We start from the raw sequence: 20,439 nt of genomic DNA, 5'->3' as shown, positions 1-20,439 counted from the left end.
CGTCACTGCTGCGGCTGCAGCAGATCCGGCCGGCGCACGAAGCCGAATGCCGCCGGCACCTCGTCCGCCGCGAGCCGTCCGACGACGATGCGCCGGTCTTGCCAGCGCAATGCGAGTTCGTCCGCGCCGCCGTCCAGCCACGCCATCACGTCCTCGTCCGATGCGGGATGGCCATCCCGTTCGAATGCCTGCAGCAATTGCGCCGCGTCGCGGTCGTCCACCTGGGCGATCGTCGTTCCCGCCCGCAGCACGATGCCGCCGGTGTCCGTCAGGTACGCGTCGTCCGGCGCGCCCAGCGGCTGGCCCGTGTGCAGCACGAGGCCCTGCGCGGGATCCGTGCGGGCGATGAACGGCGTCGCCTCGAGGTTGATGTAGACGCGTTGCGGGCCGTTCTGGAAATACCAGCAGCCGCGCTCGTCCGCCAGATAATTGCGGGCGATAAAGCCGACCAGCGCGGCATTCGTCAGCTTGTCGCCCGGTGTGCCCGCGCGCTGGGCCGCTTCGTCGCGCATGCGCCAGGCGCCGCGCGCGTCCAGCGCCAGCCAGCCGTAGCAGTAGGGCACGTTCGGCCATTTGGCCATTGCCTGTTTTACGATGTCGTCCATGGTTCAAGCTTCGCACAGCCGCGCCGGCGCGGGCGCGCGCATGGCCGAGTCGTCGAAAAATCGCAGGATGCGTTGCGGCAGCCAGTCGAGTCGTCCCGGGAAGGGCCCGGTGGAAAAGCCGACGTGGCCGCCCGTCGTCGGATATTCAAGCGTCACCGCGGGCGCGGCCGTTTGCGGCAGGTGGCGGCCGGGCAGGAACGGGTCGTTGCGGGCGTTCAGCACCAGCGTCGGCACGACGATGTCGTGCAGGACGTGGCGGGCGCTGGCGCGGTGCCAGTAGTCGTCCGTGTCGCGGTAGCCGTGCAGCGGGGCCGTGACGACGTTGTCGAAACTGTATAAATCGTTTGCGGCGAGCAGGCGGTCGCGGTCGAACAGGCCGGGGAATCGCTCCAGCTTCGCCAGCGCCTTGGGCTTCAGGGTCTGCAGGAACATGCGCGTGTACAGGCGGTTGAAGCCGGACGACAGCGCGGCGCCGCCGGCCGCCAGGTCGAGTGGGGCGGAGACGGACACGGCCGCATCGACGATGCCCGCGCCATGGCGCTGTTCGCCCAGCCAGCGCAGCATGGCATTGCCGCCCAGCGACACGCCGGCCACGTAGAACGGCCCGGCATAGCGGGGGCGCAGGCGGCGGATGATCCAGTCGAGTTCTTCGGCGTCGCCGGAGTGGTAGAAGCGCGGCGCCAGGTTGGCTTCGCCCGAGCAGCCGCGGAAGTGGGGAATCGCGCCATGCCAACCGCGGGCCTTGACGGCGGCCATCAGGGAGCGCGCGTAATGGCTGTCCGACGACCCTTCCAGGCCGTGGAACAGCAGGACGAACGGGCCGGCGGCCGCGGCGCCGTCGACGAGGTCGACGTCGATGAAATCCTGGCCGCAGGGGGTGTCCCAGCGCTCGCGCCGGTAGGCGACGGCCGGTTTGCGGACGCAGAGGGCGGGGTAGATGGTCTGCAGGTCACCGCCGGGCAGCCAGCGGGGCGCCTGGTAGCTTGCTGCGCCCGCACGGTTCACGGCAAGCTCCCGCCGGGTCGAAATCAGTGATGTGCGAGTACGGTGCCCGGCTTCAGGCGGTACTGGGTGCCGCAGTACGGGCACTTGGCGTTGCCATCATGATCGAAATCCAGGAAGACGCGCGGGTGCGACGACCACAGCGGCATGGCCGGGTTCGGGCAATATGCCGGCAGGTCTTTGGCTTCCAGTTCCACGACCGGGATGGTCTTGTCGTTCATCGATTTCTCCGTCAACTAGTTTGGCAAGGGGAATCCAGGCCGGCGGGACAGGCTTGCCATGCGCACGGTATTTACTTACCTTAGCTATCCATGGCGCCGGCGTCCGGTATCTCGGCATTCCCAAAACCACGATTCTAACGGATTCGACCTGATTGCCGGAATGGTCCGGTAGAATAGCGGCCTCATTACTGTCGAGTAGAATTTCCCGCAGGGAAAACTACACGCATTTTCACACCATCGTTTCATGTCCGAACGTCGCCCGTCCGCCATGCCCGTTTGCCGTATTTGTTGCAGGAACGCGACATGAACGGAGCACGCCTGGACCCGGGCACGGAACGCGGCCACGACGTCGACGGCCACGATCCCGCCGCCTGGCGCGCGGGCTTCCAGGTCGGCCTGCCCACGCTGTTCGGCCTCGGCGCCTGGGGCATGGTGGTCGGCGTCGCGATGGTCAAGAGCGGCCTGACCGTATTGCAGGCCAGCGTCATGACGCTCGTCGTATATTCCGGTTCGGCCCAGCTGGCGTCGTTGCCGCTGATTGCCGCCGGCGCGCCCATCGGCGTCATCTTCGCCACGGCGTTCGTCGTCAATCTGCGCTTCGTCATTTTTTCCGCGCTGCTCGCCCCCCATTTCTCGCACCTGCCGCTGTTCCAGCGCTTTTATCTCGGCCATATCTCCGGCGACCTGACCACCGCGCTGTTCCTGCAGCGCTATCCGCACGCCGTACCGGAACGGGGCAAGCTGTCGTTCCTCAAGGGCCTGCTGTATCCGACCTGGGTCGCGTGGCAGGTCGGCACGTTCGCCGGCATCTTCCTGGGCAGCGCCGTGCCCACCGAGTGGCAGCTGGGGTTCGCCGGCACGCTGGCCATCCTGTGCATCCTCGTGCCCCTGATCGCCAACAGCGCGGCCCTGTGCGGCGTGCTCGTGGCGGCCGTCGTGTCCGTGCTGGCGCACGGCCTGCCGTACAAGCTGGGGTTGCTGGTCGCGGTGCTCGTCGGGATGGTCACGGCCATCGTCGTCGAGGAAACGCAGGAGCGGCGCAAGGTGGGCCATGGCTGACTGGGAGATCTGGGCCATCATCGCCGTGCTGGGCGTGGCCACCGCGTGCTGCCGCAGCGCCTTGTGGATGGTGGGCCACCGCGTGACGATTCCCCGGCGCGTGCAGGAAATGCTGCGCTATGCGCCGGCCTGCGCGCTGGCCGCGATCGTCGCGCCGGACTTCATGCTGGGGCCGCACGGCGACATCCAGTTGGCCGTCACGAACCCGAAACTGCTGGCCGGTATTGCCGCGCTCGCCTACTACCTGTGGCGCCGGAACATGTTGCAGACTATCGTTATCGGCATGCTGGTATTTACTGTCCTGCGCGTATCTGGTGTTTTCCATGGGGTCGGCTAAGGAAGCTCGAAAAACCTGCTGCGCGTTGCAGATTTGGCTTGCGATGCTCGCTGTACTTGTCGTACAGCTGCGCTTCTCAACCAAATCTGCTGCCGCTCGCGACGGTTTTTCGAGGTCCCTGCGGTAAAATAGCGTTTTTTAAACATTCCTCGACAGTTCAGACAATGGCCGTTCTCAATTTCACCCGCTTGCAAGACCTGATCGACCAAGACGCGCTGAAAGGTAAGCGCGTCTTCATCCGCGCCGACCTGAACGTGCCCCAGGACGACGCCGGCAACATTACGGAAGACACGCGCGTGCGCGCTTCGGTTCCCGCGATCCGCGCCGCGCTTGACGCAGGTGCTGCCGTGATGGTCACGTCGCACCTGGGCCGTCCGACCGAGGGCGAGTTCAAGCCGGAAGACAGCCTGGCGCCGGTCGCCAAGCGCCTGTCCGAGCTGCTGGGCCAGCCCGTCGAGCTGAAACAGAACTGGGTCGACGGCGTCGACGTCGCGCCGGGTCAGGTCGTACTGCTGGAAAACTGCCGCGTCAACAAGGGCGAGAAGAAGAACTCGGACGAGCTGGCGCAGAAGATGGCCAAGCTGTGCGACATCTACGTCAACGACGCGTTCGGCACCGCGCACCGCGCCGAAGCGACCACGCACGGCATCGCGAAGTTCGCGCCCGTGGTCGCCGCCGGTCCGCTGCTGGCGGCCGAGCTGGACGCGCTGGGCAAGGCGCTCGGCGCGCCGCAGCGTCCGCTGCTGGCCATCGTCGCCGGTTCCAAGGTGTCGACCAAGCTGTCGATCCTGCAGAGCCTGGCCGACAAGGTCGACAACCTGATCGTCGGCGGCGGCATCGCCAACACGTTCATGAAGGCCGTGGGCCTGAACATCGGCAAGTCGCTCGCGGAAGCGGACCTCGTCGGCGAGGCGAAGTCGATCATCGACAAGATGGCCGCCCGCGGGGCGCAAGTCCCGATCCCGGTCGACGTCGTGTGCGCGAAAGCGTTTTCGCCGACCGCCGCCGCGACCGTCAAGGACGTGAACGACGTGGCGGACGACGACATGATCCTGGACATCGGCCCGAAGACCGCGGCCCAACTGGCCGAGCAGATCGGCAAGGCCGGCACCATTGTGTGGAACGGCCCGGTCGGCGTGTTCGAGTTCGACCAGTTCGCCGAAGGCACGAAGACCCTGGCCCAGGCCATCGCCGCATCGAAAGGCTTCTCGATCGCCGGCGGCGGCGACACCCTGGCTGCCATCGCAAAATACAATATTGCCGACCAAATCGGCTATATCTCGACCGGCGGCGGCGCCTTCCTCGAGTTCCTCGAAGGTAAGACGCTGCCGGCGGTGGAGATCCTGCTGCAGCGTAGCGCTGCGAAATAAAAACCTAACGGTCACCAGCGCAGTCCACGGGCTGCGCTTTTCACTTCAAGGATAGATCAATGTCTCGTGGTACCAAGATCGTCGCAACCATCGGCCCCGCTTCCTCCGACTTCGACACGCTCGTCCGCATGATCCGTGCGGGCGTGGACATCGTGCGTCTGAATTTCTCGCACGGCCGCGCCCAGGATCACATCGACCGCGCCAACCTGGTGCGTCGCGCCGCCGCCGAGTGCGGCCGCGAGGTGGCGATCATGGCCGACATGCAGGGTCCCAAGATCCGCGTCGGCAAGTTCGAAGAAGGCAAGATCCTGCTGGACAATGGTGACCGTTTCATTCTCGACGCCCGCTGGGGCGAGAACGGCGAACTGGGCAACCAGGAGCGCGTCGGTCTCGACTACAAGGCCCTGCCGAACGACGTGCGTCCCGGCGACACGCTGCTGCTGAACGACGGCCTGATCGTCCTGATCGTCGAGCGCGTGGCGGGCAGCGAGATCCACACCATCGTCAAGGTGGGCGGCGACCTGTCCAACAACAAGGGCATCAACCGCCTGGGCGGCGGCCTGACGGCGCCCGCGCTGACCGCGAAGGACATGGAAGACATCAAGACCGCGATGAGCTTCCAGGCCGACTATCTGGCAATTTCCTTCCCGAAGACGGCGACCGACATGGAAATGGCGCGCCAGCTGGCGAACATCGCCGGCGAGCCGTCCGGCCACAAGCCGATGATGATCGCGAAGATCGAGCGCGCGGAGGCGATTCCCGTGCTGCAGGAAATCCTGGATGCCTCGGACGGCATCATGGTCGCCCGCGGCGACCTCGCCGTCGAAGTGGGCAACGCGGCCGTGCCGGCGCTGCAGAAGCGCATGATCCGCATGGCGCGCGATTCCAACAAGCTGGCGATCACCGCCACGCAGATGATGGAATCGATGATCGTCAACGCCGTGCCGACCCGCGCCGAAGTGTCGGACGTGGCGAACGCCGTGCTGGACGGCACCGACGCCGTGATGACGTCGGCCGAGACCGCCGCCGGCAAGTGGCCGGTCGAGACGGTCGAGATGATGTCCGCGATCTGCGTCGAAGCGGAACGTTCCGAATACAACAAACTCGAAGCCGACTTCCTGAACGTGCAGTTCACCCGCATCGACCAGTCGATCGCGTACGGCGCCCTGTTCACCGCGCACCACCTGCGCGTGAAGGCGATCGTGGCGCTGACCGAATCCGGCTCGACCGCGCTGTGGATGAGCCGTCACCGCGTCGACACCCCGATCTATGCCCTGACGCCAAGCGTCACCACCCAACGCAAGGTATCGCTGTATCGTAACGTCCATGCGTACCACCTGACGCAGCGTGGCGACAGCAGCGCCGTCCTGAAACAGGCGGAAGACCTGATGGTGGCCAACGGCATCGTCAAGAAGGGCGACATGATCGTCGTCACGTGGGGTGAGCCGATGGGCCAGGTCGGCGGCACGAACGCACTGAAGATCGTTCGCGTCGGGGAATTCGACTAAGAGGGAGCTCAACACCTGTGCGCGCGGCCGCAACCCGCGGCCGCGCCGGATTGTCGAACGACGTGATGTGCATGGCTGACGCGCCTGTCGCGCGAGGCCAGGTGCATGCACGCGCGCTGCAGGGTTGGACCCGGAAAGGTTTCTTTATTCCTATGGAGCTAAACCATGGCACTCGTATCAATGCGTCAACTGCTGGACCACGCCGCCGAACACGGCTACGGCTTGCCGGCTTTTAACGTCAACAACCTGGAACAGGTCCAGGCCATCATGGCCGCGGCCGACCAGACCGGCAGCCCGGTGATCATGCAGGCCTCGGCCGGCGCCCGCAAGTATGCCGGCGAAGCCTTCCTGCGCCACCTGATCGACGCCGCCGTCGAAGCCTATCCGCACATCCCGGTCGTCATGCACCAGGACCACGGCCAGTCGCCGGCCGTCTGCATGGCCGCGATCCGCTCCGGCTTCACGTCCGTCATGATGGACGGCTCGCTGGAAGCGGACGGCAAGTCCGTCGCCTCGTACGACTACAACGTCGAGGTGTCGCGGGAAGTCGTCAAGTTCGCGCACTCGATCGGCGTCACCGTCGAAGCGGAACTGGGCGTGCTCGGTTCGCTGGAAACGATGAAGGGCGACAAGGAAGACGGCCACGGCGCCGACGGCACCATGACCCGCGAGCAACTGCTCACGGACGTCGCCCAGGCCGCCGACTTCGTCGCGCGCACCCAGTGCGACGCGCTGGCCATCGCCATCGGCACGTCGCACGGCGCCTACAAATTCACGCGCAAGCCCACCGGCGACATCCTCGCCATCGACCGCATCAAGGAAATCCACGCGCGCATCCCGAACACGCACCTCGTGATGCACGGTTCGTCGTCGGTGCCGCAAGATTTGCTGGCCATCATCCGCGAATTCGGCGGCGACATGAAGGAAACCTATGGCGTGCCGGTCGAGGAAATCCAGGAAGGCATCAAGCACGGCGTCCGCAAGATCAATATCGACACGGACATCCGCCTGGCGATGACGGCCGCGATCCGCAAATACCTGTTCGAGAACCCGTCCAAGTTCGACCCGCGCGACTACCTGAAGCCGGCTCGCGAAGCGGCCACGCAGATCTGCAAGGCCCGCTATATTTCCTTCGGTTGCGAAGGCATGGCGGCCAAGATCAAGCCGATTCCGCTGGAGAAGATGGCGGAGCGCTATAAAGCTGGCGAACTGGCCCAGATCGTTCAATAATTGGCATTACGCATACGTCACGCGTGGGCACGGGGTGCCCACCCTACAGCGTAACAGTAGGGTGGGCGGCCTCCGCCCACGCGTAACGCCGGCAAACCGCATATGTCACGCGTGGGCACAGGGTGCTCACCCTACAGCTGTAGCGCAAGAATTCGCGTAAAATATCGCTTTGGCACCGGCTCTCCCGAGCCGCCGCCCATCCGACCGGCTCCTGCGCCGGTTTCGCTTTATCAAGATATCCCCTCTATGAAAAGCCTCTACCAATCCACTATTTCCTCCCTGCCATTGCTGGGCCATGGCAAGGTCCGTGACAACTACGCCGTCGGCGACGACAAGATCCTGATCGTCACGACCGACCGCCTGTCGGCCTTCGACGTCGTCATGAACGAACCGATCCCCGGCAAGGGCATGGTGCTGAACCAGATGAGCGATTTCTGGTTCGAAAAACTCGGCCACATCGTGCCGAACCACCTGACCGGCATCGCGCCGGAATCCGTGGTCGCACCCGAGGAAGTGGAGCAGGTGAAAGGCCGCGCCGTCGTCGCCAAGCGCCTCAAGCCGATCCTCGTCGAAGCCGTCGTGCGTGGCTACATCATCGGTTCGGGCTGGAAGGATTACCAGGCCACCGGCGCCGTCTGCGGCATCCAGTTGCCGGCCGGTCTGCGCCAGGCCGACAAGCTGCCCGAGCCGCTGTTCACCCCGGCCGCGAAAGCCGACCTGGGCGAGCACGACGAGAACATCAGCTTCGCCGACATGGAACAGCGCATCGGTTCCGAGCTGGCGAATAAAATCCGCGACATCAGCATCCAGCTGTACAAGACCGCGGCCGACTACGCGGCCACGCGCGGCATCATCATCGCCGACACCAAGTTCGAATTCGGCCTGGACGAGAACGGCGTGCTGCACCTGATGGACGAAGTCCTGACGGCCGATTCGTCGCGCTTCTGGCCGGCGGACTCGTACGCCCCGGACATGTCGCCGCCGTCGTTCGACAAGCAGTTCGTGCGCGACTACCTGGAAACGCTGAAGGACTGGAACAAGACCCCGCCGGCGCCGCCGCTGCCGCAGGACGTCATCGACAAAACCCAGGCCAAGTATTTCGAAGCCATCGAACGCCTGACGGGCGAGAAGCTGAAGGTCTGACCGATGGCGGACCAGAACAAGCCCGAAGTTAAGCCCCTGGTGGGCGTGATCATGGGTTCCAGCTCCGACTGGGACGTGATGCAGCACGCCTGCGCCATGCTGAAGCAGTTCGGCGTGCCGTTCGAAGCACAGGTGATCTCGGCGCACCGCATGCCGGACGAGATGTTCGCGTACGCGGCATCCGCCCGCAGCCGCGGCCTGCGCGCCATCATCGCCGGCGCCGGCGGTGCCGCGCACTTGCCGGGCATGGTGGCCGCGAAGACGGTCGTGCCCGTGCTGGGCGTGCCCGTGCCGTCGAAATACCTGCGCGGCGAAGACTCGCTGCTGTCGATCGTGCAGATGCCGAAAGGTGTTCCGGTGTCGACGTTCGCCATCGGCGAAGCGGGCGCCGCGAATGCCGCGCTGACCGCGATCGCCATCATCGCCACGACCGACGACGCCCTGGCTGGCCAGCTGGAACAGTTCCGCCAGCAACAGACCGCCGCCGCCAAGGCCATGACCCTGCCCGTGAACGAGTGATGAGCGAAACGAAGTCTTCCGTATTTCTGCCCGCCGCGTCCGAGCCCGCCTGGCTCGGCGTGATGGGCGGCGGCCAGCTGGGCCGCATGTTCGCCCACGCCGCGCAGGCGATGGGGTATCGCGTGGCCGTGCTGGAGCCGTCGGCCGATTGCCCGGCCGGCCAGGTGGCCGAGCGCCTCGTCGAGGCCGGCTATGAAGACGCGGCCGGCCTGGATGCGCTCGCCGGCCAATGCGTGGCCGTCACGACGGAATTCGAAAACGTCCCGGCCGCCAGCCTGTCGCGCCTCGCGCAGCAGGTGTTCGTGGCGCCGGATGCGCACGGCGTGTCCGTCGCCCAGGACCGCATCGCGGAAAAATCCTTTTTCGTTGCCTGTGCCGGTCAATGCGGCGTGATGCCGGCGCCGCACAAGGTCATCGCCAGCGACGCCGACGTCGACGCCATCGCCGACGACCTGCTGCCCGGCATCCTGAAGACGGTGCGCATGGGCTACGACGGCAAGGGCCAGGTGCGCGTGCGCACGCGCGCGGACGTGCGCGCGGCGTTCGAATCCATGGGCCGCGTCACGTGCCTCTTGGAAAAGATGCTGCCGCTCGCCTACGAGGTGTCCGTGCTGACGGCGCGCGGGGCGGACGGTCGCTCGGTCGTCTATCCGATCGCGGAAAACGTGCACCGTGACGGCATCCTGTTCACGACGACCGTGCCGGGCCCGAATGTGTCGGATGCATGCGCGCGCAAGGCGCAGGACGCGGCGCGCGCCATCGTGGCCGAGCTGGGTTACGTCGGCGTGCTGTGCATCGAGTTCTTCGTGCTGACGGACGGCTCGCTCGTCGTCAACGAGATGGCGCCGCGGCCGCACAATAGCGGCCACTACACGATCGACGCATGCGTCACGAGCCAGTTCGCCCAGCAGGTCCGGGCGATGGCGAAGCTGCCGCTGGGCGATTGCCGCCAGCATTCGCCGGCCGTCATGCTGAACATCCTCGGCGACGTCTGGTTCGAAGGCGAGGGCGACGTCGCGCGCGAACCGGCGTGGGACCAGGTGCTGGCGCTGCCCGGCGCCAACCTGCACCTGTACGGCAAGACCGACCCGCGCCGCGGCCGCAAGATGGGCCACGTGACGTTCGTCGCGCCCACGTTGCGGGAAGCCCAGGCGAATTTCGCGCAAGCGTGCGCCATCCTGGGAATTTCGCTGTGACGGATGCGATCGCCGCTGCCGCGCGCGCGCTCGAGGCCGGGCGGCTCGTCGCGCTGCCGACCGAGACCGTGTACGGCCTCGGCGCCGATGCGGAAAACCCGGCCGCCGTCGCCGCGATCTACGCCGCCAAGGGGCGCCCGCAGGACCATCCCGTGATCGTGCACGTGGCTCCGGGCGCCGACTTGGGTTACTGGGCCGCCGACATCCCGCCGGAAGCCCGCCAGCTGGCCGACGCCTTCTGGCCGGGCCCGCTCACGATGATTTTAAAGCGCGCGCCGCACATCCCGGACGCCGTGTCGGGCGGCCAGGACACGGTCGGCATCCGCTGCCCGTCGCATCCGGTCGCCATCCAGTTGCTGCAGGCGTTCAAGGGCGGGAAGGGCGGCGTCGCGGCGCCGTCCGCAAACAAATTCGGCGCCGTGAGCCCGACGACCGCGCAGCACGTGCGCGACGAATTCGGCGACGATATCGGAGATCATGGCCGCATCGCCTGCGTGCTGGACGGCGGCCAGAGCGAGGTCGGCATCGAATCGACCATCGTCGATCTGTCGCGCCTGGCCACGCACGGGCCCGTGCTGCTGCGTCCCGGTCACATCTCGGCGGATGCCATCGCGGCCGTGATCGACCAGGTGCCGGCGCGTCCCGACTCGGCGGCGCCGCGCGCTTCGGGCACGCTGGAATCGCACTACGCGCCGCATACGCCGGTCGCGATGCAGGACACGGCGACGCTGGCCGGCACCTTGTCCAGGCTGCAAGAAGCGGGCCGCAAGGTCGCGCTGATCCATTACACGGAGCTGCCGGCGACGCATGCGGCCGTCCGGCTGCCCGCGTCGCCGGAAGGCTTTGCGCACGCGCTGTACGCGGCGCTGCGCGCGATGGACGGCACGGGCGCCGACGTCATCCTCGTCGAAGCGCCGCCGCACGACGGCCCATGGCTGGGTGTCAACGACCGCCTGCGCCGCGCCGCGCACGGTTCCACCGGCATCGTGCACGGATTGATAAACAACACTCCCGTGTTGTAATCCGTCCGGAATCTTCCCAAAAACGTCCGTCCGGTGCATTCTAGGCGGCAACGTCCAAGCCGGGCGTTGCACGTCCGTCCGCCCTTGCGGACCATTCCCCGCCGAAAGACATCCATGCGTTTCCTCGTTACCCTGGCCTGCAGCCTCGGGCTGGGCTATTTGCTTGCCGCTTGCAGCGGCGGCACCACCGCCGGCGGCACGCCGAGCGGCGTCGTCAATCCCGCTCCCTTGCCCGTCCCCACGCGCGGCAGCCTCGTGGGGCAGGCCGCCTCCGTGGCCGTGAATGTCGGCGGCGTCAGCCTCACCACGCTGAGCCCGATGGTGCTGGCCGGCTTCCTCGAATCGGCCCAGCCGGGCACCCTGGCAGTCGCGGGCCAGCCGCAGTGCGCCGTGTCCGTGTATCGCGTGCACTACAACACGGTCGGCGGCGCGGGCGAAGCGACGGACGGCAGCGCCGCCATCTTCGTGCCCACGGGCGGCGGCAACTCGTGCGGCAATTCGCGGCCCGTCGTGCTGTATGCGCACGGTACGTCGCTGCAAAAATCGTACGACATGGCGGACATCGCCAACAACGCGGAAGCCCGGCTGGCGGCGGCCGTGTTCGCGGCGCAAGGCTTCATCGTGGTGGCGCCCAACTACACGGGCTACGGCGGCTCGTCGCTCGGCTACCACCCTTATCTCGACCGCGTCGCGCAGGCCGCCGACATGATCGACGCCCTGCGCGCCGCGCGCACGTCGTTCGCGGCGGTCGGCGCCAAAGATTCCGGCAAGCTGATGGTCACCGGCTATTCGCAAGGCGGCTATGTCGCGCTGGCCACGCAACGCGCCATGCAGGACCTGGGCACGAACGAGTTCAACCTGGCGGCGGCGTCCGGCATGTCGGGCCCGTATGCGCTGGCCCGTTTCGGCGACGACCTGTTCGGCGGCGCGCCGCGCAACGGCGCCACCGTGATCGTGCCGATGATCGTCAACGCCGCCCAGCACGCCGGCGCCGCGCCGTACGCGACGCCGTCCGACATCTACGAGGCCCGGTATGCGTCCACGATCGTCGACCTGGTGCCGGGCAGCCTCGGCAGCAGCGACCTCGTCGACCAGGGCAAGCTGCCCGCCACTGCGCTGTTCGCTGCCGATTCGCAGCCGCAGGCGGCCGGCTACACGCAGTATTTCGGCGCCGAGAACCTGGTCCGCACGGATTACCGCAACGGCTACCTGGCCGACATGGCGGCGCACCCGTGCGACCAGAGCGTGGCGGCGCCGCTGGCCTGCGCGCCGGGTCACAATCTGCGCAAGTGGCTCGTACGCAACGATCTGCGCAGCTACATGCCGAGCGTTCCGACGATGTTGTGCGGCGGCCATGCCGATCCCGTCGTGCCGTTTTTTAACGCGACGGCGGCGGCCGGCTATTTCAGCGCCCGCGGCAGCAACATCACCCTGCTGGACATCGACGACACGTCCGCCCTGGACGACCCGTATCGCGCGGCCAAGGCGGGCTTCGCGGCGGCGAAGGCGCTCCTGCGCACGGCCTCCGGCGACGACGCCGTGTCGTCCGCTTACCACGCCGGCCTCGTGGCGCCGTTCTGCATGGCAGCGACGCGCGATTATTTTCAAACAACATTGTCACATTGAGGCAAAATCGGGCGGGCAGCGTTGCTATAATCGGCCGCTGCCGGCCTTGTCCCTACCGCAACATCGACGGTGTTGTTGCCGGCGCACGACATAGGTTTTCGCTATACAACGGTGCCGAACACTGGCATATTAGTCATTCACGAATAGCACGGCCGTTCGTTGCAGAAGAAAAACTTCTTTAGGAGACACAATGCGTAAGACCTCATTCGCGCTCGCGCTGTTGACCGCTGCCGTCCTGTCGGCCTGCGGCGGCAGCAGTACCAGCCCTCGCGGCGGCGATCAAACCCCGGCCACCCAGTTCAGCTCCCAGGTATCGTTCGGCGACAGCCTGTCGGACGTCGGCACCTATGCGGTCGGCACCGTCAAGGCGCTGGGCGGGGGCAAGTTCACGATCAACGGCGACAACACGTCGATCAGCCCCGACCTGACGGGCAAGAACTGGACCGAATTCGTCGCGGCCCAGCTGAAGCTGCCGGCACCGTGCGCGGCCCAGACCGGCCTGCAGGGCGATGCGGCGCAAGGCCTGAACGTACCGATCACCTTCAACGTCAACTGCCTGAACTATGCGCAGGGCGGCGCGCGCGTGACGGACCCGGTCGGCCCCGGCAACCGGCTCACCGGCTCGGCGTTGGGCGCGACCACCGTGCCCGTGGTGACGCAGATCGCGAACCACCTGGCCAAGGCCGGCGGCAAATTCAGCGGCACCGAACTGGTGACCGTGATGGCCGGCGGTAACGACATCCTGTTCCTGATGGGCCAACTGTCGGCCAATGCCACCGCCGCCGGCACCGCGGCCGGCGCGCAGGCGTTCGCCGTCTCGCTGACGACCCAGCTGGCCGTCGGCGCCCCGAACCCGGCCACGGCCGCGCAATCGATCGGCCTCGCGATCCAGACGGAAGCGGCGCGCCCCGGCCACACCGACACGTCCATCGTGCAGGCGGCCGTCACCGCGGCCGTCATGGCCGGCAACACCGCCGCCGCCCAGGCGAGCGTGTACGGTCCGATGGTCGCCAAGGCCCAGGCCGACGCGACGGCGGCCGGCCAGAAAGCGGGCGCCGACTACCTGACCGCCAACGCCGCGGGCGTCGTCACCGCGATGGCCACCGCGGGCGGCCAGCTGGCGGCCCTCGTCAAGACGCAGATCCTCGCCAAGGGCGCGAACTACGTGGTCGTGAACAACCTGCCGGACGTCGCCTCGACGCCGTCGGGCAAGTCGCAGCCGGCTGCCGTCCAGTCCCTGATCAAGACGGCCGTCGACGCCTTCAACGCCCAGCTCAAGGCCGGCGTCGCCAACGAGCCCAAGGTGCTGTACGTCGACCTGTGGAGCGTCAGCCACGACGAGGTCATCAACCCGGCGCCGTACGGCCTCTCCAACACGTCGACCCCGGCCTGCGGCCCGAACGCCCTGGGCACCTCGTCGCTTGTTTGCACCGCGAAGAACGTGATTGCCGGCGACGTCAGCCACTACATGTTCGCCGACGACGTGCACCCGACGCCGTTCGAGAACTGGCTGGTCGCACGCTACGTCCTCGAGCAGATGGCCACGAAGGGCTGGCTGTAATCACGACAGGCCCGTCCGCGCGGACGGGCCATTCTCAAGATCAGGAGACAACATGAAAGTAAATTCCAACGTCGTGAAACTGCTGGTTGCCGCAGGCGCGCTGGCCGTGGCGGGCAGCGCCGCGGCGCAGGCCAAGGGGCGGTGGGCCGTGTCGGTCGGCGCCACCCAGATCACGCCGCACGTGGAAAGCGGCGCGATTACCGCCCCGGCCCTGCCGAACTCGCTGGGCGAGGTCGGCAAGGACACGCAACCGGTGATCGTGGTCAATTACGGCTTCACCGACAACATCACCGGCGAATTCACGTTTGCCACGCCGTACAAGCACAGCCTGTACGGCGCCGGCGCCATCGCCGGCACGGGCGAGCTGGGCACGGTTCGGGCGCTGCCGCCGACCGCGTTCGTGCAATACCGTTTCTTCGAGCCGAACGCGGCGTTCCGTCCTTACGTCGGCCTGGGCCTGACCTACGCCTACTTCTACAAGGAAACCGGCTCGTTCCGCATGACGGCCCTGACGAACCCGGGCGGCCCGCCGACGACGTTCAGCATCGACAACAAGTGGACGATGTCGGGCCAGATCGGCGCCGTCTGGAACTTCAGCGAGAAATGGTTCCTCAACGCCGCGCTCGTGAAGACCCGCCTGCGTACCGACGTGCACTTCTCGACGCATCAGGGCCAGCACATGAAGCTGGATCCGAACTCGACCGTGTTGACCTTGGGCTACAAGTTCTGAGCCTGTCGTGCGCATAAAAAACCCGCCTTCGTGGCGGGTTTTTTTTATTTGATTGGAATGCTGGTGGGCTCGGGGAGCCCACCCTACGCCGGAATGATTGTTGCCGTAACGTTGGAATAATCGTTGCCGTAACAATGTCGTAGGGTGCGCACCCGTGTTTGATGCCCCCGGCATCAAACACCCACCAATGCGCCGCCGATGCGTTAAAACGCGGCGATGCCGGTCTGCGCGCGTCCCAGGATCAACGCGTGGATGTCGTGCGTGCCTTCGTACGTGTTGACGACTTCCAGGTTGACGAGGTGACGCGCCACGCCGAACTCGTCGCTGATGCCGTTGCCACCCATCATGTCGCGCGCCATGCGTGCGATCTCGAGGGACTTGCCGCAGGAATTGCGTTTCATGATCGACGTGATCTCGACCGCGGCCGTGCCTTCGTCCTTCATCCGGCCCAGGCGCAGGACGCCCTGCAGGCCCAGCGTGATTTCCGTCTGCATGTCGGCCAGCTTCTTTTGGATCAGCTGGTTGGCGGCCAGCGGCTTGCCGAACTGCTTGCGGTCCAGCACGTACTGGCGGGCGCGGTGCCAGCAGTCTTCCGCGGCGCCCAGCGCGCCCCAGGCGATGCCGTAGCGGGCCGAGTTCAGGCAGGTGAACGGACCCTTCAGGCCGCGCACTTCCGGGAACGCATTTTCTTCGGGGCAGAACACCTCGTCCATTACGATCTCGCCCGTGATCGACGCGCGCAAGCCGACCTTGCCGTGGATGGCCGGCGCCGACAGGCCCTTCCAGCCCTTTTCCAGCACGAAGCCGCGGATCTTGCCTTCGTCATCCTTGGCCCACACGACGAACACGTCGGCGATCGGCGAGTTCGTGATCCACATCTTCGAGCCGGACAGCGAATAGCCGCCGTCGACCTTGCGCGCGCGCGTGACCATCGAGCCCGGGTCGGAGCCGTGGTTCGGCTCGGTCAGGCCGAAGCAGCCGATCCATTCGCCGGTGGCGAGTCTGGGCAGGTATTTCTGCTTCGTTTCCTCGTTGCCGAATTCGTGGATCGGCACCATCACGAGCGACGACTGCACGCTCATCATCGAGCGGTAGCCGGAATCGACGCGCTCGACTTCGCGCGCGATCAAGCCGTAGCTGACGTAGTTCAGGCCCGGGCCGCCGTATTGTTCGGGAATGGTCGGGCCCAGCAGGCCGAGTTCGCCCATCTCGCGGAAGATCGCGGCGTCGGTGGTTTCGTGGCGGAACGCTTCCAGGACGCGCGGCAGCAGCTTGTCCTGGCAATAGGCCGCGGCGGCGTCGCGCACCATGCGCTCTTCGTCGAGCAATTGCTCGTTCAGCAGCAGCGGGTCATCCCAGTGAAACTGGGCTTTGCGGGGCGTATCGGAACGGCTCATGGGACTCCTGTCTCAGAATATTCTTGTCGAATGGTCGATTGGCGGGTGCCGGGCGAACGGGTAGGCCGCCCGGATCGAACCATTATAGGAAGGCCGCCCGGCCGCATCTTTTCAAACTGCGACAGGCATTTTCATTTTTCCATCGAGTCGGAGCGCGGACGGGCGTCAGGTACTGCCGAATTGCCCGCCATGGAACAGCAGGGCGGCTTGCGGGTGCACGGCGCAGTCTTCCACTTCGCCCACGAAGATCACGTGGTCGCCTTCCGGATAGCGGCTGCGGTTGTGGCATTCGAACCAGGCCGAGACGCCCTTCAGGATCGGCTGGCCGGTGCGCGACAGTTCGTACTCGACGCCCTCGAACGGATCGTGGCCGCGCCGCGAGAACCGGCGCGCCACCTCTTCCTGCCCGGCGGACAGGACGTTGATCACGTAGTGCGAATTGCCGGTGAAGATCGGCAGGCTGTTGGCGACGGTCGACAGGCTCCACAGCACCAGCGGCGGTTCCAGCGACACGGAATTGAAGGACGACGCGGTCAGGCCGCGGAATTTGCCGTCGGCCAGGCGCGTGGTGATGACGGTGACACCCGTCGCGAATTGCGACAGGGCCTGGCGGAAATGGGCGGAATCGAAACCGCGCGTGGTGGCGCGAGGTGAGCTGGTGTTCATCCGCGCATTATGCCACCAATGGCTTATCGCCCTCTGGCTGGCTCCTCGTTGATCCTGCACAACCGTGCCCTTTCGGGTTACAGTGTAGCTTGGAAAACAATTTGTCCCTCGAGGAGGCAGTATGAGCCAGCAATCAGCAACCGAAGTGGCCATCCTGGGCGGCGGGTGTTTCTGGTGCCTGGAAGCGGTCTATCTCGAAGCGCGCGGCGTCCTCCGCGTGGAATCGGGCTATATGGGCGGCACGACGCCCGCGCCGACGTACGAGCAGGTGTGCGCGGGCACGACCGGCCATGCCGAAGTGGTGCGCCTGGAGTTCGATCCGGACGTGATCAGCTATCGCGACATCCTGCAGATCTTTTTCACCATCCACGACCCGACGACGCTCAATCGCCAGGGCAACGACGTCGGCACGCAATACCGCTCGGTGATCTTCTTCACGTCGCCGGAACAGGAGGCGACGGCGCGCAAGGTGATGGCCGAAATGGCCGGGGTGTGGGACGCGCCCATCGTCACGGAATTGCTGCCGGCCGAGCAGTGGTACAAGGCCGAGGATTACCACCAGAATTATTTCGCCCAGCATCCGCTCCAGGGTTATTGCGCGTTCGTCGTGGCGCCCAAGGTGGCCAAGTTCCGCAAGATGTTTACGGATCGGGTCAAATAATTTCTTGGACACGCGTACGCGTGGTGGGCACAGGGTGCCCACCCTACGGCAGCGTGTCATCGTAGGGTGGGCGGCCCCCGCCCACCAATGCATACCGGTTACCGGTACATGTACTTCCTGGACCACGGAATGAGGTCCGGCTCCTCCCCCGCCTTGCCGCACACGATCTGATACAGGCTGATCCAGTCGTGCGCGAACCCGTACGCACAGCCGGCCAGGTAGACGTGCCAGATGCGGAAGGTCTTCGGGTCGCACGTCGCCCGGATGCGATCGGCATTGTTCTCGAAGTTCTCGGTCCACAGCGCGCAGGTGCGGGCGTAATGGCGGCGCAGGTTTTCCACGTCGCGCACTTCGAGACCGCCTTCCTGCATGGTGCGGATGACGGTCGACAGGTGCGCCAGTTCGCCGTGCGGGAACACGTACTTGTCGATGAATTCGCCGCCGCCGTACGGGCTGTTGCGCTGCTCGACGTCGGTCGTGGTGATGCCGTGGTTCATCACGACGCCGCCCGGCGCCAGCAGCTTGCCGATGCGGCCGAAGTAGTCCGGAAGGTTTTCCACGCCCACGTGCTCGAACATGCCGACGCTCGTGATGCGGTCGAACTGGCCGTCGACGTCGCGGTAGTCCTGCAGCCGGATCTCGACGCGGTCCTGCAGGCCGGCCTCGGCCACGCGCTCGCACGCCAGCTCGTGCTGGCGCTCGGACAGCGTGACGCCCACGCAGCGCGCGCCGAACTTGCTGGCCGCGCGGATGACCAGGGCGCCCCAGCCGCAGCCGATGTCGAGCAGCGTCTGGCCCGGCTGCACGCCGATCTTGGTGAGGATGTGGTCGATCTTCTTTTGCTGGGCCGTGGCCAGGTCCTCGTCGCCGTTCTCGAAATAGGCGCAGGAATACACCATGGCCGGATCGAGGAACAGGCTGTAGAACTCGTTGGAAACGTCGTAGTGGTAACGGATGGCCTCGGCGTCCTTCTCGCGCGTGTGCGGCGAGACGAGCCGCAGGGCGGCGTTGGCGACGCGGCTCGTGCGGCCCGGCTTGCCGCTGCCTTCCGCCAGGGCCGAGCCCATCTGGATCATGTCGGCCGCGCGTCCTTCGATTTCGAGCTCGCCTTCGACATAGGCCTCGCCCAGGTTGCCGAGCGAGGGCGAGAGCAGGTAGCGCAGGCTGCCCGGACTCGGGACCCGGATCTTCACGCGTGGTTGCTCGGACGACAGGTCGACCTGCTCGCCGTTCCACAATTCCACGCGCAAGGGCAGGTTGTATCTGCTGCGAATGCCTGAAGTCCAGGCAGAAAGCTTCATCTGGTCGAACACGCGTATTCCTCCGGCTAGTCCTGAACCAGATTCACTGGTTCATGGTTGCAAACGTTGCCGCGTCCAACGCCCGTCTTCCTGCCGCGTGTAGACGATGCGGTCGTGGAAGCGTGAACGCCGCCCCTGCCAGAACTCGATCCGTTCCGGCACCAGGCGAAAACCGCCCCAATGCTGTGGCCGTGGCGGTGCTTCGCCATATTGACGCGCCACTTCCTCGTAATGTTCTTCGAGGGCGGCACGGTTCGCGATCGGTTCGCTTTGCTCGGACGCGATCGCCGACAGCCGGCTTTTCAGGGGCCGGCTGTTGAAATACTTATCGCTTTCGTCGTTACTCGTGCGCTCGACCCTGCCTTCGATCCGCACCTGCCGTTCAAGTTCACTCCAGAAGAATAGCAGAGCCGCAAAAGGCGTGATTTCCAGTTGCTTTCCCTTCTGGCTCGCGTAATTCGTGTACCACGTGAAGCCGCGCTCGTCGAACTGCTTGACCAGCACGATGCGCGACGTCGGCCGCCCGTCCTCGCCCACGGTCGCCAGGCTCATCGCGTTCGGCTCGTTCACCTCGGCCTTGAGGGCTTCCTCGAACCAGCGCGTGAACTGGACGACCGGATCGTGGGCGACGTCGTCTTCGTCCAGGCGGGCCTGGCCGTAATCCTTGCGCAGGTCGGCCACACGTTCGCCGATGGCCGGCGCCGACTCCGCCGTCGCGGCCGGCGCGTCCAGGCCGCGGCGGCGGCGCATGGCCGCGCCGAGGCGCGCCATCTGGTCGGGGCCGAACAGGCGCAGCGCCATCGGCGCCACGATGCCTTCTTCGCGCTCCATATGGCCCTGGTAGTTCTGCACGAAGCGGCGCACGATGGACGCCGACAACTGCGTGCCGCTGCCGTCCGCGATGCCCGTCAGCTGTTCGTGCAGGTCCTGCCACATCGCGTCCATGTCCTTGTGTTCCTGCAGGATGACGGGCGCCAGCGCCTGCAGCGTGGCCGCGTCGTCGCCCTTGGCGACGGCCAGCAGCATCGGCAGCAGGTCCTGCTCCTCGTCGTCATGGTGCAGGTGGGCGGCCTTGTCGAAGTATTTCAGCACGGCCGTCGCCGCCTGCCGGGCCTGCTCGTCGGCACCATGTTCCGGCAGGTGTGCCAGCAGTTTTTCCAGCGTTGAAAGTTGCTTGCGGATACGCCCGTGACAGTGCTTGAGGACGGCGACGGGTTGGTCGAAATCGGGAGCCGGATCGGAAAGTAGGTTGTTCATGATCGCTGTTGTGGAGACGCAGAATGGG

Annotated in this window: 20 protein-coding genes; 13 read left to right on the top strand and 7 right to left on the bottom strand. The window is 66.1% G+C overall.

What is annotated here, in order from left to right; translation table 11 throughout:
* Window positions 1-2: 2 nt before the first annotated feature.
* Genes ISF28_RS04615 through ISF28_RS04605 form a run of 3 tightly spaced genes read right to left on the bottom strand, consistent with a single transcriptional unit; the run spans window position 3 to window position 1,828 of the window.
* On the bottom strand, window positions 3-605 hold the full coding sequence (locus ISF28_RS04615; RefSeq protein WP_198115969.1) for a DUF2946 family protein: 603 nt from the start codon (window positions 603-605) through the stop codon (window positions 3-5).
* A 3-nt stretch (window positions 606-608) separates the two neighbouring features.
* Window positions 609-1,610 (bottom strand): YheT family hydrolase, encoded by a 1,002-nt coding sequence (locus tag ISF28_RS04610; protein WP_198115968.1) that lies wholly within the window; start codon window positions 1,608-1,610, stop codon window positions 609-611.
* 23 nt (window positions 1,611-1,633) lie between these two features.
* Window positions 1,634-1,828: a zinc-finger domain-containing protein gene (locus ISF28_RS04605; RefSeq protein ID WP_036236204.1), complete on the bottom strand. Its 195-nt coding sequence runs from the start codon at window positions 1,826-1,828 to the stop codon at window positions 1,634-1,636.
* 303 nt (window positions 1,829-2,131) lie between these two features.
* Between ISF28_RS04605 and ISF28_RS04600 the strand changes: the two genes are divergently transcribed.
* From ISF28_RS04600 to ISF28_RS04545, 12 genes are all read left to right on the top strand, one after another.
* Window positions 2,132-2,887 (top strand): AzlC family ABC transporter permease, encoded by a 756-nt coding sequence (locus tag ISF28_RS04600; protein ID WP_198115967.1) that lies wholly within the window; start codon window positions 2,132-2,134, stop codon window positions 2,885-2,887.
* On the top strand, window positions 2,880-3,224 hold the full coding sequence (locus tag ISF28_RS04595) for an AzlD domain-containing protein (RefSeq protein ID WP_198115966.1): 345 nt from the start codon (window positions 2,880-2,882) through the stop codon (window positions 3,222-3,224). The genes ISF28_RS04600 and ISF28_RS04595 overlap by 8 nt, the downstream gene beginning before the upstream one ends.
* A gap of 164 nt (window positions 3,225-3,388) precedes the next feature.
* Window positions 3,389-4,594 carry a phosphoglycerate kinase gene (locus ISF28_RS04590; RefSeq protein ID WP_198115965.1) on the top strand — a complete coding sequence of 402 codons (1,206 nt, stop codon included), beginning with the start codon at window positions 3,389-3,391 and terminating at the stop codon, window positions 4,592-4,594.
* Between the two features lie 59 nt (window positions 4,595-4,653).
* Window positions 4,654-6,102 (top strand): pyruvate kinase, encoded by a 1,449-nt coding sequence (gene pyk / locus ISF28_RS04585; RefSeq protein ID WP_198115964.1) that lies wholly within the window; start codon window positions 4,654-4,656, stop codon window positions 6,100-6,102.
* Window positions 6,103-6,267: 165 nt separating this feature from the next.
* Window positions 6,268-7,332 (top strand): class II fructose-bisphosphate aldolase, encoded by a 1,065-nt coding sequence (gene fba / locus ISF28_RS04580; protein WP_198115963.1) that lies wholly within the window; start codon window positions 6,268-6,270, stop codon window positions 7,330-7,332.
* A 246-nt stretch (window positions 7,333-7,578) separates the two neighbouring features.
* Window positions 7,579-8,475 (top strand): phosphoribosylaminoimidazolesuccinocarboxamide synthase, encoded by an 897-nt coding sequence (locus ISF28_RS04575; RefSeq protein WP_198115962.1) that lies wholly within the window; start codon window positions 7,579-7,581, stop codon window positions 8,473-8,475.
* Between the two features lie 3 nt (window positions 8,476-8,478).
* Window positions 8,479-8,994 (top strand): 5-(carboxyamino)imidazole ribonucleotide mutase, encoded by a 516-nt coding sequence (purE, locus tag ISF28_RS04570; RefSeq protein ID WP_198115961.1) that lies wholly within the window; start codon window positions 8,479-8,481, stop codon window positions 8,992-8,994.
* Entirely contained in the window at window positions 8,994-10,190 is a 1,197-nt protein-coding gene (locus ISF28_RS04565; protein WP_198115960.1) for a 5-(carboxyamino)imidazole ribonucleotide synthase, read from the top strand. The genes purE and ISF28_RS04565 overlap by 1 nt, the downstream gene beginning before the upstream one ends.
* Entirely contained in the window at window positions 10,187-11,212 is a 1,026-nt protein-coding gene (locus ISF28_RS04560; protein ID WP_370663388.1) for an L-threonylcarbamoyladenylate synthase, read from the top strand. Before ISF28_RS04565 ends, ISF28_RS04560 begins: the two co-directional genes overlap by 4 nt.
* Before the next feature lie 114 nt (window positions 11,213-11,326).
* Window positions 11,327-12,838 (top strand): alpha/beta hydrolase family protein, encoded by a 1,512-nt coding sequence (locus tag ISF28_RS04555; RefSeq protein ID WP_198115958.1) that lies wholly within the window; start codon window positions 11,327-11,329, stop codon window positions 12,836-12,838.
* 190 nt (window positions 12,839-13,028) lie between these two features.
* Complete coding sequence (locus ISF28_RS04550) at window positions 13,029-14,399, top strand: SGNH/GDSL hydrolase family protein (RefSeq protein WP_198115957.1); 1,371 nt, start codon at window positions 13,029-13,031, stop codon at window positions 14,397-14,399.
* A 52-nt stretch (window positions 14,400-14,451) separates the two neighbouring features.
* On the top strand, window positions 14,452-15,129 hold the full coding sequence (locus tag ISF28_RS04545) for an OmpW/AlkL family protein (RefSeq protein ID WP_198115956.1): 678 nt from the start codon (window positions 14,452-14,454) through the stop codon (window positions 15,127-15,129).
* Between the two features lie 203 nt (window positions 15,130-15,332).
* On the opposite strand, the gene ISF28_RS04540 is transcribed toward ISF28_RS04545, so the two are convergent.
* Together ISF28_RS04540 and ISF28_RS04535 are read right to left on the bottom strand one after the other, a co-directional pair.
* On the bottom strand, window positions 15,333-16,526 hold the full coding sequence (locus ISF28_RS04540; protein ID WP_198115955.1) for an acyl-CoA dehydrogenase: 1,194 nt from the start codon (window positions 16,524-16,526) through the stop codon (window positions 15,333-15,335).
* Window positions 16,527-16,691: 165 nt separating this feature from the next.
* On the bottom strand, window positions 16,692-17,192 hold the full coding sequence (locus ISF28_RS04535; RefSeq protein WP_198115954.1) for a flavin reductase family protein: 501 nt from the start codon (window positions 17,190-17,192) through the stop codon (window positions 16,692-16,694).
* Between the two features lie 121 nt (window positions 17,193-17,313).
* Here ISF28_RS04535 and msrA point away from each other — a divergent pair, with 121 nt between their 5' ends.
* The gene (msrA, locus tag ISF28_RS04530; protein ID WP_198115953.1) at window positions 17,314-17,853 is read left to right on the top strand and encodes a peptide-methionine (S)-S-oxide reductase MsrA; all 540 of its coding nucleotides are present in this window, start codon (window positions 17,314-17,316) and stop codon (window positions 17,851-17,853) included.
* A gap of 98 nt (window positions 17,854-17,951) precedes the next feature.
* On the opposite strand, the gene ISF28_RS04525 is transcribed toward msrA, so the two are convergent.
* Window positions 17,952-19,166 carry a class I SAM-dependent methyltransferase gene (locus ISF28_RS04525; RefSeq protein WP_198115952.1) on the bottom strand — a complete coding sequence of 405 codons (1,215 nt, stop codon included), beginning with the start codon at window positions 19,164-19,166 and terminating at the stop codon, window positions 17,952-17,954.
* Window positions 19,167-19,205: 39 nt separating this feature from the next.
* Entirely contained in the window at window positions 19,206-20,411 is a 1,206-nt protein-coding gene (gene pdxH / locus ISF28_RS04520; RefSeq protein WP_198115951.1) for a pyridoxamine 5'-phosphate oxidase, read from the bottom strand.
* Window positions 20,412-20,439 lie beyond the last annotated feature (28 nt).

The organism is Massilia rhizosphaerae, assembly GCF_016093545.1.
Taxonomy (GTDB): Bacteria; Pseudomonadota; Gammaproteobacteria; order Burkholderiales; family Burkholderiaceae_D; genus Telluria; species Telluria rhizosphaerae.
This window is presented reverse-complemented; position numbering and strand designations above follow the sequence as displayed.

Excerpts from the sequence above, each read along its gene's own strand:
- ISF28_RS04615 (WP_198115969.1), bottom strand. The coding sequence starts at position 605 with ATGGACGACATCGTAAAACAGGCAATGGCCAAATGGCCGAACGTGCCC.
- ISF28_RS04605 (WP_036236204.1), bottom strand. The coding sequence starts at position 1,828 with ATGAACGACAAGACCATCCCGGTCGTGGAACTGGAAGCCAAAGACCTG.
- ISF28_RS04600 (WP_198115967.1), top strand. The coding sequence starts at position 2,132 with ATGAACGGAGCACGCCTGGACCCGGGCACGGAACGCGGCCACGACGTC.
- ISF28_RS04595 (WP_198115966.1), top strand. The coding sequence starts at position 2,880 with ATGGCTGACTGGGAGATCTGGGCCATCATCGCCGTGCTGGGCGTGGCC.
- ISF28_RS04590 (WP_198115965.1), top strand. The coding sequence starts at position 3,389 with ATGGCCGTTCTCAATTTCACCCGCTTGCAAGACCTGATCGACCAAGAC.
- pyk (WP_198115964.1), top strand. The coding sequence starts at position 4,654 with ATGTCTCGTGGTACCAAGATCGTCGCAACCATCGGCCCCGCTTCCTCC.
- fba (WP_198115963.1), top strand. The coding sequence starts at position 6,268 with ATGGCACTCGTATCAATGCGTCAACTGCTGGACCACGCCGCCGAACAC.
- ISF28_RS04575 (WP_198115962.1), top strand. The coding sequence starts at position 7,579 with ATGAAAAGCCTCTACCAATCCACTATTTCCTCCCTGCCATTGCTGGGC.
- purE (WP_198115961.1), top strand. The coding sequence starts at position 8,479 with ATGGCGGACCAGAACAAGCCCGAAGTTAAGCCCCTGGTGGGCGTGATC.
- ISF28_RS04565 (WP_198115960.1), top strand. The coding sequence starts at position 8,994 with ATGAGCGAAACGAAGTCTTCCGTATTTCTGCCCGCCGCGTCCGAGCCC.
- ISF28_RS04555 (WP_198115958.1), top strand. The coding sequence starts at position 11,327 with ATGCGTTTCCTCGTTACCCTGGCCTGCAGCCTCGGGCTGGGCTATTTG.
- ISF28_RS04550 (WP_198115957.1), top strand. The coding sequence starts at position 13,029 with ATGCGTAAGACCTCATTCGCGCTCGCGCTGTTGACCGCTGCCGTCCTG.
- ISF28_RS04545 (WP_198115956.1), top strand. The coding sequence starts at position 14,452 with ATGAAAGTAAATTCCAACGTCGTGAAACTGCTGGTTGCCGCAGGCGCG.
- ISF28_RS04540 (WP_198115955.1), bottom strand. The coding sequence starts at position 16,526 with ATGAGCCGTTCCGATACGCCCCGCAAAGCCCAGTTTCACTGGGATGAC.
- ISF28_RS04535 (WP_198115954.1), bottom strand. The coding sequence starts at position 17,192 with ATGAACACCAGCTCACCTCGCGCCACCACGCGCGGTTTCGATTCCGCC.
- msrA (WP_198115953.1), top strand. The coding sequence starts at position 17,314 with ATGAGCCAGCAATCAGCAACCGAAGTGGCCATCCTGGGCGGCGGGTGT.
- pdxH (WP_198115951.1), bottom strand. The coding sequence starts at position 20,411 with ATGAACAACCTACTTTCCGATCCGGCTCCCGATTTCGACCAACCCGTC.